This is a genomic window from Streptomyces showdoensis, from assembly GCF_039535475.1.
In the GTDB taxonomy this organism is placed as follows: domain Bacteria; phylum Actinomycetota; class Actinomycetes; order Streptomycetales; family Streptomycetaceae; genus Streptomyces; species Streptomyces showdoensis.
The window spans coordinates 725,270-737,886 of the sequence record NZ_BAAAXG010000026.1; the positions used below are offsets into that span (position 1 = coordinate 725,270).

12 protein-coding genes, 1 pseudogene and 1 riboswitch are annotated in these 12,617 nt (G+C 73.6%); of the genes and pseudogenes, 5 read left to right on the forward strand and 8 right to left on the reverse strand.

Annotated features, from left to right (window positions below; all coding sequences use genetic code 11):
* Window positions 1-17: 17 nt before the first annotated feature.
* A complete protein-coding gene (locus ABD981_RS15835) occupies window positions 18-263 on the reverse strand; it encodes an SCO4848 family membrane protein (protein ID WP_046912102.1) in 246 nt (81 codons plus the stop codon).
* A gap of 238 nt (window positions 264-501) precedes the next feature.
* Between ABD981_RS15835 and ABD981_RS38920 the strand changes: the two are divergent.
* A pseudogene (locus ABD981_RS38920) lies at window positions 502-1,224 on the forward strand (D-alanyl-D-alanine carboxypeptidase family protein); the annotation flags it as partial.
* Between the two features lie 367 nt (window positions 1,225-1,591).
* On the opposite strand, the gene ABD981_RS15845 reads toward ABD981_RS38920, so the two are convergent.
* The 4 genes from ABD981_RS15845 to ABD981_RS15860 are packed head-to-tail and all read right to left on the reverse strand — an operon-like array spanning window position 1,592 to window position 4,548.
* The gene (locus ABD981_RS15845; RefSeq protein ID WP_046912101.1) at window positions 1,592-2,575 is read right to left on the reverse strand and encodes a YihY/virulence factor BrkB family protein; all 984 of its coding nucleotides are present in this window, start codon (window positions 2,573-2,575) and stop codon (window positions 1,592-1,594) included.
* Window positions 2,563-3,012, reverse strand: a complete 450-nt coding sequence (locus tag ABD981_RS15850; protein WP_046912100.1) for a GtrA family protein — start codon at window positions 3,010-3,012, stop codon at window positions 2,563-2,565. Before ABD981_RS15850 ends, ABD981_RS15845 begins: the two co-directional genes overlap by 13 nt.
* Entirely contained in the window at window positions 3,009-4,016 is a 1,008-nt protein-coding gene (locus ABD981_RS15855) for a decaprenyl-phosphate phosphoribosyltransferase (RefSeq protein ID WP_046912099.1), read from the reverse strand. The genes ABD981_RS15850 and ABD981_RS15855 overlap by 4 nt, the downstream gene beginning before the upstream one ends.
* On the reverse strand, window positions 4,009-4,548 hold the full coding sequence (locus ABD981_RS15860) for a phosphatase PAP2 family protein (protein WP_046912098.1): 540 nt from the start codon (window positions 4,546-4,548) through the stop codon (window positions 4,009-4,011). The genes ABD981_RS15855 and ABD981_RS15860 overlap by 8 nt, the downstream gene beginning before the upstream one ends.
* 272 nt (window positions 4,549-4,820) lie before the next feature.
* On the opposite strand from ABD981_RS15860, the gene dprE1 reads away from it, so the two are divergent.
* Together dprE1 and dprE2 are read left to right on the forward strand one after the other, a co-directional pair.
* Complete coding sequence (gene dprE1 / locus ABD981_RS15865) at window positions 4,821-6,212, forward strand: decaprenylphosphoryl-beta-D-ribose oxidase (protein ID WP_046912097.1); 1,392 nt, start codon at window positions 4,821-4,823, stop codon at window positions 6,210-6,212.
* Between the two features lie 106 nt (window positions 6,213-6,318).
* Window positions 6,319-7,074 (forward strand): decaprenylphospho-beta-D-erythro-pentofuranosid-2-ulose 2-reductase, encoded by a 756-nt coding sequence (dprE2, locus tag ABD981_RS15870; RefSeq protein ID WP_046912096.1) that lies wholly within the window; start codon window positions 6,319-6,321, stop codon window positions 7,072-7,074.
* Between the two features lie 64 nt (window positions 7,075-7,138).
* Here the strand turns inward: dprE2 and ABD981_RS15875 are convergent, their stop codons facing one another.
* From ABD981_RS15875 to ABD981_RS15885, 3 genes are all read right to left on the reverse strand, one after another.
* Entirely contained in the window at window positions 7,139-7,735 is a 597-nt protein-coding gene (locus ABD981_RS15875) for a 2'-5' RNA ligase family protein (RefSeq protein ID WP_046912095.1), read from the reverse strand.
* 95 nt (window positions 7,736-7,830) lie between these two features.
* The gene (gene trpS, locus ABD981_RS15880) at window positions 7,831-8,844 is read right to left on the reverse strand and encodes a tryptophan--tRNA ligase (RefSeq protein ID WP_046912094.1); all 1,014 of its coding nucleotides are present in this window, start codon (window positions 8,842-8,844) and stop codon (window positions 7,831-7,833) included.
* 143 nt (window positions 8,845-8,987) lie between these two features.
* On the reverse strand, window positions 8,988-10,295 hold the full coding sequence (locus ABD981_RS15885; protein ID WP_046912093.1) for a serine hydroxymethyltransferase: 1,308 nt from the start codon (window positions 10,293-10,295) through the stop codon (window positions 8,988-8,990).
* 68 nt (window positions 10,296-10,363) lie between these two features.
* A riboswitch (ZMP/ZTP riboswitch) is annotated at window positions 10,364-10,452 on the reverse strand.
* A 105-nt stretch (window positions 10,453-10,557) separates the two neighbouring features.
* Between ABD981_RS15885 and rocD the strand changes: the two genes are divergently transcribed.
* Together rocD and ABD981_RS15895 are read left to right on the forward strand one after the other, a co-directional pair.
* Window positions 10,558-11,763 (forward strand): ornithine--oxo-acid transaminase, encoded by a 1,206-nt coding sequence (rocD, locus tag ABD981_RS15890; RefSeq protein WP_046912092.1) that lies wholly within the window; start codon window positions 10,558-10,560, stop codon window positions 11,761-11,763.
* 153 nt (window positions 11,764-11,916) lie between these two features.
* On the forward strand, window positions 11,917-12,612 hold the full coding sequence (locus ABD981_RS15895) for a polysaccharide deacetylase family protein (RefSeq protein ID WP_046912091.1): 696 nt from the start codon (window positions 11,917-11,919) through the stop codon (window positions 12,610-12,612).
* Window positions 12,613-12,617: the final 5 nt, after the last annotated feature.

Here is a 12,617-nt window from a genome sequence, read left to right on the forward strand (position 1 = left end):
CCCTTGTCCGCTACCGCTTATCCGCGCTCGCGCCGAAGTGCGCGCACGCCACGCAACCCGATGCCTCCGACGACCGTCCCCAGAACAAAGGACGTGATGGCCAGCAGCAGGTGCACCCAGAAGTAGGCCGTCGGATCGCCCGCGTCGTCGAACGCGAGACCGCTCCCGTCGTTCCACAAGTTCTTGACGAAAGTGATCCAGATGAACCAGCTCCACACGCCGAAGGCGAGCAGGAACCAGGAGGCGGGCCGACTGAGCTTCATGGTCCCAGTATCACCGGCCGCCCCGCACGGCCTGCGGACGGGTGGACGAGCCTGGGCGAACCGCCATGCGGTGTTCGGAAGCCGCTTCCGGGCATGTACGTTCTCGATCGTGTCCGCTTCGAAGATGACCGTGAAGGCCGCCCTGACGGTGACCGCCGCCAGCGTGCTGCTCCCCCTCCTCGCCTCGGCACCCGCGCATGCGGATGAAAAGGACAAGCAGCCCAAACCGCCCAACGCGATGTCCAGCGTCGGCGGCACCCTGCTGTCCCGGCCGGGCACGCAGGTGCAGCTGGGGCCGGGGGCCCCGGTGCTGCCGAAGGAGCTCAGCGCGCGGTCCTGGGTGGTCGCGGACGCGGAGAGCGGGCAGGTGCTCGCCGCGCACAACGCGCACTGGCCGCTGGCCCCCGCCTCCACGCTGAAGATGCTCTTCGCGGACACCGTGCTGCCGAAGTTCCCCAAGACCGAGAACCACACGGTCACGGCGGCGGACCTGGCCGGCATGGGCGCGGGCTCCAGCCTGGTCGGCATCAAGGAGAAGCAGACCTACAGCGTCCACGACCTGTGGCTCGGCGTCTTCCTTCGCTCCGGCAACGACGCCGTCCACGTGCTGGCCGCGATGAACAACGGGGTCCCGCAGACCGTGCGGGACATGAACGAGCACGCCGCGGACCTCCAGGCGCTCGACACCCACGTCGTCTCGCCGGACGGCTACGACGCGCCGGGCCAGGTCTCCTCCGCGTACGACCTCACGCTCATCGCCCGCAGCGGCATGCAGAAGGCCGACTTCCGGGAGTACGCCGCCACCCCCCGGGCCGCCTTCCCCGGCGAGCAGAAGCCCGGCAAGAAGCGCGAGACCTTCGAGATCCAGAACACCAACCGGCTGCTGACCGGTGACATCGGCGTGCCCGCCTACCAGGGCATCGCCGGGGTCAAGAACGGCAACACCACGCACGCCGGCGCGACCTTCACGGGCGTCGCCGAGCGCAACGGCAAGGTGCTGCTCGTCACGGTGATGAACCCCTCCTCCAAGGAGCAGCACGCGGTCTACAAGGAGACCGCCCGGCTGCTCGACTGGGGCTTCGCGGCCTCCGGCAAGGTGACGCCGGTGGGCGAGCTGGTGCCGCCGAAGTCGGTCCGCACGGACACGGGCTCGTCGGCCGGCGGTTCCTCGGCCGGTTCGACCGCCGACGGCTCGGTGCCCGCCCCCGGCAAGAACGCCCCGTCGGGCGCGGAGCGGGCGGCCGCCCAGGAGAAGTCGGGCGGCATCGGGATCGCGCTCGCCGTGGCGGGCGGGGTGCTCGTGCTCCTCGCGGGCGCCGTCTTCCTGGTCAACCGGCGCTGGCCGCTGGCGGGGTCGGCCGGCCGTCGGAAGGGGCAGCACCCGGCTCCCGGTCCCGACCGGACTCCGGCCGCGCCCGCGACTCCGGCGAGTCCTGCGGCTCCGCCCGCCCCTGCCGACCCGGGCGGGACCCCGTAGCCGTCCAGGCCGAGCAGAACAGCAGCAGCTTCGCGGTGAAGTTGATCCACAGCAGCAGGGCCACCGGCACGCCGAAGGCCCCGTACATCGACTTCGCCGCGACGCCCTTCATATAGCCGCCGAGCAGCAGTTTCAGCAGCTCGAAGCCGACCGCCCCGAGGAGCGCCGCGACCACCAGGTCGCGGCGCTTCGGTTCGACGCCCGGCAGCAGGGTGAGGACGTACGACAGGAGCAGGAAGTCGGCGCCGATCGCGACCAGCAGGGCGGCGATCTGGAGGAACGTGCCGCCGGCGCCCGAGTGGGAGATGCCGAGCCGGTCGGCGCTCCAGCCGACGGCGGTGGAGCCCAGCCAGGACGCGGCCAGCGAGCAGAGGCCGACGCCGCCGAGGCCGAACAGGACGAGGGTGTCCTTGCCCTTGCGCAGGAACGGGTTGCCCTCGTCGACGCCGTCGAGGCCCCAGACGGCGCGCAGGCACTCGCGCATCGAACCGACCCAGCCGATGCCCATGAAGAGCAGCACGGCTCCGGCGACGAGTCCGACGGTGCCCGCGTTGTCGACCAGCCCGCCGATGTCGAGCTGGTCGGAGATGCCGGGGACCTGGTCGGCGATCTTGTTCTCGATCTTGTCGAGCTGTTCGGTGCTGAGCAGGGCGGCGCCGATCGCGGCGGCGACGGTGATCAGCGGGAAGAGGGCGAGGAAGCTGAGGAAGGTGATGGCCGCGGCGAGGCGGCTCCAGCGGACCTCGTCGAGGATCTCGTACGCGTGCCAGGCGTGCGTCCTCATGAGGCGGACGGCCCAGGGGCCGACGACGGGGAGCTTGGTCAGCCAGTCCATGTCGTGCGCGTCTCTCCCTCGGTGGGCGGGGCTCGGAACACCAGAGTCCGGTTCCCCCAGAATCGCAGACAGGTCGCGAGTGCCATGCCGACACCGAGTCCTGACACCGTGTCGGCCCGCGCGGAGGTGAGTCCGAGCCCGTAGTGGGAGACGGCGAGGCAGAGCAGCTGGACGGCGGCGCCGGCCAGGTTCACGCCGAAGAACGCGGCGTACTCGCGGGCGGCGACGGCGCGGCGACGGTAGGTGCCGAGCGCGTTGCCGAGGTACGCGACCGTGCACCCGGCCAGGAAGGAGACCGACTTGGCCGCGACGGGACCGAGCGGGCCGTGCAGGGCGAGGAAGACGGCGAGGTCGGCGGCGTAGGCGGCGGCCCCGGAGACGGCGAAGCCCAGCAGCTCGTGGCCCCGGCCCCCGCCCCGCGCCGGCCCCCGGCTCACAGGCCGACGACCGCCATCCCGTACATCGCCGCCCAGACCAGGCCGATGACGGCGAGCGGCCGGTCGCGCAGGACGACGTCCTCGGGCTCCCCGGCCGTGCCGCGGTCGGCGAAGACCGCGTAGCGCAGGACGGCCAGGATGAAGGCGACGACGGAGAGCTGGCGCCAGGGCAGCAGCGAGCCGTCGGCGGCGCCGCCGCTCTCCAGGGCCCACAGGCAGTAGCCGAGGACGGCGACCCCGGCGGCCAGCTGCCAGACGAAGCGCAGGTAGCCGGTCGTGTACTGGGTGAGCAGGGCCCGGGTGGCGCCCTGGGCGTCCTCCATCTGCACGGCTTCCGAGTAGCGCTTGGCCGCGACCATGAACAGCGCGCCGAAGCCGGTGGTGATGAGGAACCAGCGGGAGAGCGGGATGCCCAGCGCGATCCCGCCGATCATCGCCCGCATCAGGAAGCCGGTGGCGACGACGGCGAGGTCGACGACGAGGACGTGCTTGAGGCGGACGCAGTAGGCGAGTTGCATGGCGAGGTACCCGGTCAGGAGCAGCGCCGTCATGGCGTTGCACAGCAGGGCGCTCGCGACCGCCGCACCGAGGCCGAGCAGGGCGCCCGTCGTGTACGCGAGGGGTACGGGGACGAGTCCGGCGGCGACGGGGCGGTGCCGTTTCACCGGGTGGGCACGGTCGGCGCCGGCGTCGCGGGCGTCGTTGACCAGGTACACGGCGGAGGCGGCGGCCGTGAACAGGGCGAAGACCAGGGCGAGTCGGGCGGCGGTGGGCCAGGAGACCAGCTGCCCGGCGGCGGCGGGCGCGGCGGCGACGAGCGCGTTCTTGACCCACTGGCGGGGCCGGGCGGTGCGGACGAGCCCGCCGAGGAGCCCGCGGGTGCCGGCGAGGGCGCCGGGGCGGGCCGGGGGCCGGGGCGCGGGGGCGCGGCGTGCGAGGAGGGCGGTGCCGGTGCCGCCGACGGGGCCGCCGGTGCCGGTCGTGGGGGTCGTGGGGTCAGGCACGGGTGCCTCCCGGGGCCTTCGCCAGCCAGGTCCGGCCCGCCGCGGCCGTGGCGGCGCCCAGGAGGGCTCCGGCGGCGACGTCGGTCGGGTAGTGGACCCCGGCCACCAGCCGGGAGAGGCACATCGCGGCGGCGGCGGGCACGGCGACGGGCCGGGTCGGCGGGTGGAGCGCGGCGAAGGCGACGGCGGCCGCGGCGGCGGAGGCGGCGTGGGAACTGGGGAAGGAGTGCCGGCCCGCGGTGCGGACGAGCGGCGGGTACGCCCCGGGGTGCGGCCGGGGGCGCCGCACGAGCCGCTTGACGCCCATGCTGGCGAGGTGCGCGGCGCCGATCAGGGCCGTGCCGCGCAGCCAGCCGGTGCGGTGCGGCGGGTCCAGGGCGGCGCCGGCGAGTCCGGCGGCGATCCAGAGGGCCCCGTGCTCCCCGCCGAGCGAGAGCGCGCGGGCGGCCGCGGCCACGGCGGGGCGGCGCCCGTGGGCGTGCGCGGCGGCCAGGATCCGGTGATCGGCCTCGGCCCAGTCCCCGTGTCGCATGCGTCTCGCCCGCCTCCCCGGTCCGCCGATGCGGCGCCCTGCCCGTGTCGCGTGTCCTGCCGTGCCGCCCGTCGTGCCCGTGTCGCGCGTCGTGCCCGTCGTGCCCGTGTCGCGCGTCGTGCCCGTCGGCCGGGCGCGGCCAGAGGCGACTCTGACGCGCGAAGGTGTCGTACGGGACGGCACGCTTTCCTGACACTCGTTTAATCACCCATTTCGACGAACCGCCCACCAATCCCGGCATAAGCGACACTCACGGCGATACGGTCACCTCCATGGCTGCCGAGACGGACTTCGAGACCGGTGTCGCGACGGACATCCCCACCGATGTCGACACCCTCACCGGGTGGGGCCGCACCGCCCCCACCCTCGCGCGCGTGATCCGCCCCCGTACGTACGAGGAGGCCGCCGCCGCCGTCCGCGCCTGCGGCGCCCGGGGGTCGATCGCCCGCGGACTCGGCCGGGCCTACGGCGACGCCGCCCAGAACGCGGGCGGCTCCGTCCTCGACATGACCGGCCTCGCCCGGATCCGCGCCATCGACGCCGAGGCCGGGCTCGCCGTCTGCGACGCGGGCGTCAGCCTGCACCACCTGATGGAGGTGCTGCTGCCGCTCGGCTGGTTCGTGCCCGTCTCCCCCGGCACCCGCTACGTCACCGTCGGCGGGGCGGTCGGCGCCGACATCCACGGCAAGAACCACCACGTCTCCGGCTCCTTCTCCCGGCACGTCGTCTCCCTGGACCTGCTCACCGCCGACGGCCGGGTGCACACCCTCGCGCCCGGCGAGCCGCTCTTCGACGCGACCGCCGGCGGCATGGGCCTGACCGGGGTGATCCTCTCCGTCACCCTGCGGCTGCTGCCCGTCGAGAGCTCGCTGATGACCGTCGACACCGAACGCGCCGACGACCTCGACGACCTCATGGCCCGGCTCACCTCCACCGACCACCTCTACCGCTACTCGGTCGCCTGGATCGACCTGCTCGCCCGCGGCGCCGCGACCGGCCGCGCCGTCCTCACCCGCGGCGACCACGCCCCGTACGAGGCCCTGCCCCTGCGGGCCCGCCGCGGTCCGCTCGCCTTCCGGCCCGGACGACTGCCCGGCGCGCCCGCGTACGTCCCCGAGGGGCTGCTCGGCCGGCACACCGTGGGCGCCTTCAACGAGCTCTGGTACCGCAGGGCCCCCCGCCGCTCCACCGGCCGGCTCCAGCGGCTGACCTCCTTCTTCCACCCCCTCGACGGGGTCCCGCACTGGAACCGGGTGTACGGGCGCGGCGGCTTCGTGCAGTACCAGTTCGTCGTCGGGTACGGGCAGGAGGAGACCCTGCGCCGGGTCGTCCGGCGGATCGCCAGCCGCCGCTGCCCGTCCTTCCTCGCCGTACTGAAGCGCTTCGGCGAGTCCGACCCCGGCTGGCTCTCCTTCCCCCTGCCCGGCTGGACCCTCGCCCTCGACATCCCGGCCTCGCTCAGCGGCCTCGGCGCCTTCCTCGACGAGCTCGACGAGGAGGTCGTCGCCGCGGGCGGCCGGGTCTACCTCGCCAAGGACTCCCGGCTGCGGCCCGAGCTGCTCGCCGCGATGTACCCGAGGCTGGCCGACTTCCGCGAGCTGCGCGGGCGGCTCGACCCCGCGGGGGTCTTCGTGTCCGACCTGTCCCGGCGGCTGGGGCTGTGACCCCGGCACCTCCGCGATCCCCCCTCTCCGTTCCCCGATCCCCGATCCCCGATCGCGGCCTCCGTCCCCCTTCGCCCCGACTCGCCCTCTGAGGAGCGTGAACGCCATGAAGGACGCCTTCGGCGCCCCGCAGTCCCTGCTCGTTCTCGGCGGCGCCTCCGAGATCGGCCTCGCCACCGCGCGCCGGCTGATCGCCCGCCGCACCCGCGTCGTCTGGCTGGCCGGGCGCCCCTCCCCCGCCCTCACCGCCGCCGCGGACTCGCTGCGCGCGCTCGGTGCCGTCGTGCACACCGTGCCCTTCGACGCGCTGGACACCGAGTCCCACGAGGAACGACTCGGCAAGCTGTTCACCGAGGGCGACATCGACATGGTGCTGCTCGCCTTCGGCGTCCTCGGCGACCAGGCGCGCGACGAGTCCGACCCGTCGGCCGCCGTCCGGGTCGCCCAGACCAACTACACCGGCGCCGTCTCGGCCGGCCTGGTCTGCGCGCAGGCGCTCCAGGCGCAGGGGCACGGCTCGCTGGTGGTGCTCTCGTCGGTCGCCGGGGAGCGGGCCCGGCGGGCCAACTTCATCTACGGCTCGTCCAAGGCCGGGCTCGACGCGTTCGCGCAGGGGCTCGGGGACGCGATGCACGGCACCGGGGTGCAGGTGATGGTCGTCCGGCCCGGCTTCGTCCGCTCCAGGATGACCGAGGGCCTGGCGGAGGCGCCGCTCGCGACCACGCCCGAGGCGGTCGCCACGGCGATCGAGCTGGGGCTGCGGCGGCGCTCGGAGACGGTGTGGGTGCCGGGCAGCCTGCGCGTGGTGATGTCGGCGCTGCGGCACGTGCCGCGGGCGGTGTTCCGGCGACTGCCGGTCTGAGGCGGGTGGCGCGGCCGGTACGGGCGGGCCCGGCCCCGGGCCCGGCCGCTCGTGAGCGGGGGGCTCAGACCGCCGGGGTCGCCGCCGGGGACTCGACCGGGCTGCCGCACTGGGCCGGGACCGCCGAGACGGTGCGGCCGCTGCCGAACTCGTAGTCGCAGAGCTTGCGCCACACCCCGTCCGCGCCCTGCTCGTACAGCGCGAAGGAGCGGCAGATCCAGTCCGCCTCGTAGCCGGAGAGCTCCTCGAACGCCCGGTCCATCCCCTCCTCGGAGATGCCGTGGGCGACGGTGACGTGCGGGTGGTACGGGAACTGCAGCTCGCGCGGGACCGGGCCGGTCTCGTCGCGGACCAGCTCCTGGAGCCGGTCGCAGCCGGACGCGCCCTCGACCAGCTTGACGAAGACGACCGGGGAGAGCGGCCGGAACGTGCCGGTGCCCTCCAGCCGCATCGCGAAGGGCTCGCTGGTGGCCGCGATCCCGGCGAGGTGCGCCGCGATCTCCGGCAGCCGCTCCGCGGCCACCTCGGTCGGCGGGAGCAGGGTGACGTGGGTCGGGATGCCGTGCGCGGCGGCATCCCCGAAGCCCGCGCGCAGCTCCTGGAGGCGGCTGCCGTGAGGCTCCGGGACCGCGATCGAAACGCCGAGCGTTACGGTCCCCACGTCGTTCTCCTCCGTCGTCCGTCGAGAAATGTGCACGAGTGGTGCAGGCGCCCAGTGTGCGGCCTGCACCACCCTCGTGGCCAGGGCCCTTCGGCTCAGTGCTTCGCGGGCAGGAAGCCCATCCGGTCGTAGGCCTGCGCCAGCGTCTCCGCGGCGACCGCGCGGGCCTTCTCCGCGCCCTTGGCCAGGACCGAGTCCAGCGTCTCCGGGTCGTCCAGGTATTCCTGCGTCCGGGTCCGGAACGGCGTGACGAAGTCCACCATGACCTCGGCCAGGTCGGTCTTCAGCGCGCCGTACATCTTGCCCTCGTAGCTCTTCTCCAGGTCGGCGACCGACGTGTCGGTGAGCACGGACATGATGGTGAGCAGGTTGGAGACGCCGGCCTTGTTCTCCGGGTCGAAGCGGATCACCGTGTCGGTGTCCGTGACGGCGCTCTTGACCTTCTTCGCCGTCGTCTTCGGGTCGTCGAGCAGGTTGATCAGACCCTTGGGGGTCGACGCCGACTTGCTCATCTTGATCGCCGGGTCCTGCAGGTCGTAGATCTTCGCCGTCTCCTTGAGGATGTACGGAGCCGGGATCGTGAAGGTCTCGCCGAAGCGCCCGTTGAAGCGCTCCGCGAGGTCGCGGGTCAGCTCGATGTGCTGGCGCTGGTCCTCGCCGACCGGGACCTGGTGGGCCTGGTAGAGCAGGATGTCCGCGACCTGGAGGATCGGGTACGTGAAGAGGCCGACGCTCGCGTTGCCCGCGCCCTGCTTGGCGGACTTGTCCTTGAACTGCGTCATGCGGGAGGCCTCGCCGAAGCCGGTGAGGCAGTTCATCAGCCAGGCGAGCTGGGCGTGCTCGGGCACGTGGCTCTGGACGAAGAGGGTGCAGCGCTCCGGGTCGAGGCCCGCGGCGAGCAGCTGGGCCGCGGCGAGCCGGGTGTTGGCGCGCAGCGCGGCGGGGTCCTGCGGGACCGTGATCGCGTGCAGGTCCACCACCATGTAGAAGGCGTCGTGGGACTCCTGCAGGGCGACCCACTGGCGCACGGCGCCGAGGTAGTTGCCGAGGTGGAACGAGCCGGCGGTGGGCTGGATTCCGGAGAGCACACGAGGACTGTCAGAGGCCATGCCCATCATTCTCTCAGGTGCGGAAGGCGATCCCCGACTGCCCTCGCTGCCGGGGTTCGTGGGCGGTGAGAGGTGGGACACAGCGGAGCGCGCCCGGGGTGGTGCGCCGCGCTCCGGGGCGGAGGCGGCGCACCCCCGGCGGGTCAGACCGGCAGGCCCGGGGCCGGGTACGCGGCCATCAGCTCGGCGACCTCGGCGCGGACCGCCGCCAGGGCGTCCTCGTCGCCCTTGCCCGCCGCGGCCACGCCCCGGTCGATCCACTCCGCGACCAGCGGCATGTGCGTGACGTCCAGGCCGCGGGAGGTGAGGGACGGCGTGCCGATGCGGACGCCGGAGGGGTCGAAGGGCTTCCGGGTGTCGTACGGGACCGTGTTGTAGTTCACGACGATCCCGGCCCGGTCGAGGGCCTTCGCGGCGATCTTGCCCGGGACCTCCTTGGGGGTCAGGTCCATCAGGATCAGGTGGTTGTCCGTGCCGCCCGAGACCAGGTCGAAGCCGCGGGCCAGCAGCGCCTCGGCGAGCGCCTTGGCGTTGGCGACGACCGCGTGCGCGTAGCTGCGGAAGGACGGCTGCGCCGCCTCGCGCAGGGCCACGGCGATGGCGGCGGTGGTCTGGTTGTGCGGGCCTCCCTGGAGGCCGGGGAAGACCGCCTTGTCGAGGGCCTTGGCGTGCTCCTCGCGGGACATCAGCATCGCGCCGCGCGGGCCGCGCAGGGTCTTGTGGGTGGTCGTGGAGATCACGTCGACGTGCGGCACCGGGGACGGGTGGGCGCCGCCCGCGATCAGGCCCGCGATGTGGGCCACGTCGGCGACCAGCACCGCGCCGGCCTCCCGGGCGATCTCGCCGAAGGCCGCGAAGTCGATCGTGCGGGGCAGCGCGGTGCCGCCGCAGAAGATCACCTTCGGGCGCTCCTCGAGGGCGAGCTCCCGTACCTGGTCGAAGTCGATCAGCCCGTCCTCGTGGCGCACGCCGTACTGCACGCCCCGGAACCAGGTGCCCGTCGCCGAGACGCCCCAGCCGTGGGTGAGGTGGCCGCCCATCGGCAGGGCCATGCCCATCACCGTGTCGCCGGGCTGCGCGAAGGCGAGGTAGACGGCGAGGTTGGCCGGGGAGCCGGAGTAGGGCTGGACGTTGGCGTGGTCCACGCCGAACAGGGCCTTGGCCCGCTCGACGGCCAGGGTCTCGACCTGGTCGATGTTCTGCTGGCCCTCGTAGTAGCGGCGGCCGGGGTAGCCCTCGCTGTACTTGTTCTGCAGCACCGTGCCGGAGGCTTCGAGGACCGCGGCGGAGACGTAGTTCTCGCTCGGGATCAGCCGCAGCGTCTCGGCCTGGAGGCGCTCCTCCGCCCCGACGAGGGCGGCGAGCTCGGGGTCGGCGGCGGCGAGGGCGGGGTGCGTGGGGGTGGGGGTGGGGACGGTGGTGCCGTGCGTGGGGTGCGCGGGGGTCGTCATGGCGTCGCTCCGGGTTTCGGCGGGACGGTCCCGGGACGCCTCGGCGCCACACGGGACCCGGTCGGTTCCCGTGATGCCCAGGCGGGCGGCACCTCGTGTGGTCTGCCGCGCGGCTCCCCCGGGGTCGCTTCCCCGTACGCCAGTCGCCGTGCGTGTTTCCAGCCTAGCGGGCGCGCCGTCACGCAGGTTTCTCCGTCCGGCATCCGAGCGACGATAAGAAAAGGGGACACCAGCCCCTGGCCGCAGGACGATCGGAGATCCCGTGTCGAGAACGCAAGACGAGATCACTGCCGCGGACGCGCACAGCGCCCACAACTACCACCCCCTGCCCGTGGTCGTCGCCACCGCCGAAGGGGCGTGGGTGACCGACGTCGAGGGGCGCCGCTACCTCGACATGCTCGCCGGGTACTCGGCGCTCAACTTCGGGCACCGCAACCCGCGCCTCCTGGAGGCGGCGCGGGCGCAGCTGGAGCGGGTGACGCTGACCTCGCGGGCCTTCCACCACGACCGGTTCGCCGAGTTCTGCACGCGCCTGGCCGAGCTGTGCGGCAAGGAGGCGGTGCTGCCGATGAACACCGGCGCCGAGGCGGTCGAGACGGCGGTGAAGACGGCCCGGAAGTGGGGGTACGAGGTGAAGGGCGTGCCGGACGGGCACGCGAAGATCGTGGTGGCGGCGAACAACTTCCACGGCCGGACCACGACGATCGTCAGCTTCTCCACGGACCACGAGGCGCGGGACCACTTCGGTCCGTACACGCCGGGGTTCGAGATCGTTCCGTACGGCGACCTCACCGCGCTGGAGGCGGCGGTCACGGAGAACACGGTGGCCGTCCTGATGGAGCCGATCCAGGGCGAGGCGGGGGTGCTCGTGCCGCCGGCCGGCTATCTGCGCGGGGTGCGGGAGCTGACGGCCCGGCGGAACGTGCTGTTCATGGCCGACGAGATCCAGTCCGGTCTGGGGCGTACGGGGCGGACCTTCGCCTGCGAGCACGAGGGCGTCGTGCCCGACGTCTACATCCTGGGCAAGGCGCTCGGGGGCGGCGTGGTGCCGGTCTCGGCGGTGGTCGCGGACCGGGACGTGCTGGGGGTGTTCCGGCCCGGTGAGCACGGGTCGACCTTCGGCGGCAACCCGCTGGCCTGCGCGGTGGCCCTGGAGGTGATCGCGATGCTGCGCACCGGCGAGTACCAGCAGCGGGCGACCGAGCTCGGCGAGCACCTGCACGCGGAGCTGGGGCTGCTCGTGGGCGGCGGGGCGGTGGAGTCGGTGCGCGGGCGCGGGCTGTGGGCCGGGGTCGACATCGTTCCGGAGAAGGGGACGGGGCGGGAGATCTCGGAGCGGTTGATGGAGCGGGGGGTGCTGGTGAAGGACACCCACGGGTCGACGATCCGGATCGCGCCGCCGCTGGTGATCGGAAAGGAGGATCTGGACTGGGGGCTGGAGCAGTTGCGGGGGGTGCTGGCGGAGTGACGGCGCGGCGGTAGGTCCGCCGGGGGCCCGGGCCGGGGGCCGGGGGCCGGGGCCGGGGCCGGGGCCGGGGCCGGGGCCGGGGCCGGGGGCCGTCGGCGAACGGGTCAAGTCGGGCCATTGACACGGTAGTTGGTCTAGGCCAATGATTCCGCCATGTCTAGACCACGCTTGCGCCGCGCCCTGCGCGGTGCGCTCGCCGCGCTCGTCCCCGTCGCGCTGCTCGGCGGCCTGAGCGGGCCCGCCCAGGCCGCCCCGGTCGCGGCCTGGCCCGAGCCCGTCCCGGTCGTCTCCCACGTGGAGACCGGCGACCCGGTCGTCTTCATCACCATCGACGACGGCTGGTACCACGACCCCGCCGCCGCGAAGCTGCTGCTCGACCGGCGGGTGCCCGCCTCGCTCTTCCTGCTGCCGGGCGCGTACTCGTACGACTCCGGCTACTTCCACACCCTGCTGAACCAGGGGCGCTCGCGCGTCGAGAACCACACCGTGAACCACCCCGACCTCACCTCCCTGGACGCCGCCGGGCAGAAGGCGGAGGTGTGCGGGGCGCGCGATCAGCACCTCGCGCAGTTCGGCGACGGGCCGCGGCTGCTGCGCCCGCCGTACGGGGCGTACGACGCCACCACCCGGACCGCGGCCCGCGCCTGCGGGGCGAAGGCCGTGGTGACGTGGACGTACGACCTGACCACCTGGGGGCAGTGGACCCCGCCCACGCCGCGGCTGAAGGCCGGCGACATCATCCTGCTGCACTTCAACGAGACGCTGGAGCAGGACCTGAAGCGGGCCCTGGACCTCGCCGACGCGGCCGGGCTGAAGCCGGCGCCGCTGCGGGAGTACGTGCCCGAGTAGGGCGG

What these genes read in the sequence shown, in the direction of transcription:
- ABD981_RS15885 (WP_046912093.1), bottom strand. Translation starts at nt 10,295, where the DNA reads ATGACGACCCCCGCGCACCCCACGCACGGCACCACCGTCCCCACCCCC.
- ABD981_RS15845 (WP_046912101.1), bottom strand. Translation starts at nt 2,575, where the DNA reads ATGGACTGGCTGACCAAGCTCCCCGTCGTCGGCCCCTGGGCCGTCCGC.
- dprE2 (WP_046912096.1), top strand. Translation starts at nt 6,319, where the DNA reads ATGAAGGACGCCTTCGGCGCCCCGCAGTCCCTGCTCGTTCTCGGCGGC.
- trpS (WP_046912094.1), bottom strand. Translation starts at nt 8,844, where the DNA reads ATGGCCTCTGACAGTCCTCGTGTGCTCTCCGGAATCCAGCCCACCGCC.
- ABD981_RS15860 (WP_046912098.1), bottom strand. Translation starts at nt 4,548, where the DNA reads ATGCGACACGGGGACTGGGCCGAGGCCGATCACCGGATCCTGGCCGCC.
- dprE1 (WP_046912097.1), top strand. Translation starts at nt 4,821, where the DNA reads ATGGCTGCCGAGACGGACTTCGAGACCGGTGTCGCGACGGACATCCCC.
- ABD981_RS15835 (WP_046912102.1), bottom strand. Translation starts at nt 263, where the DNA reads ATGAAGCTCAGTCGGCCCGCCTCCTGGTTCCTGCTCGCCTTCGGCGTG.
- ABD981_RS15895 (WP_046912091.1), top strand. Translation starts at nt 11,917, where the DNA reads ATGTCTAGACCACGCTTGCGCCGCGCCCTGCGCGGTGCGCTCGCCGCG.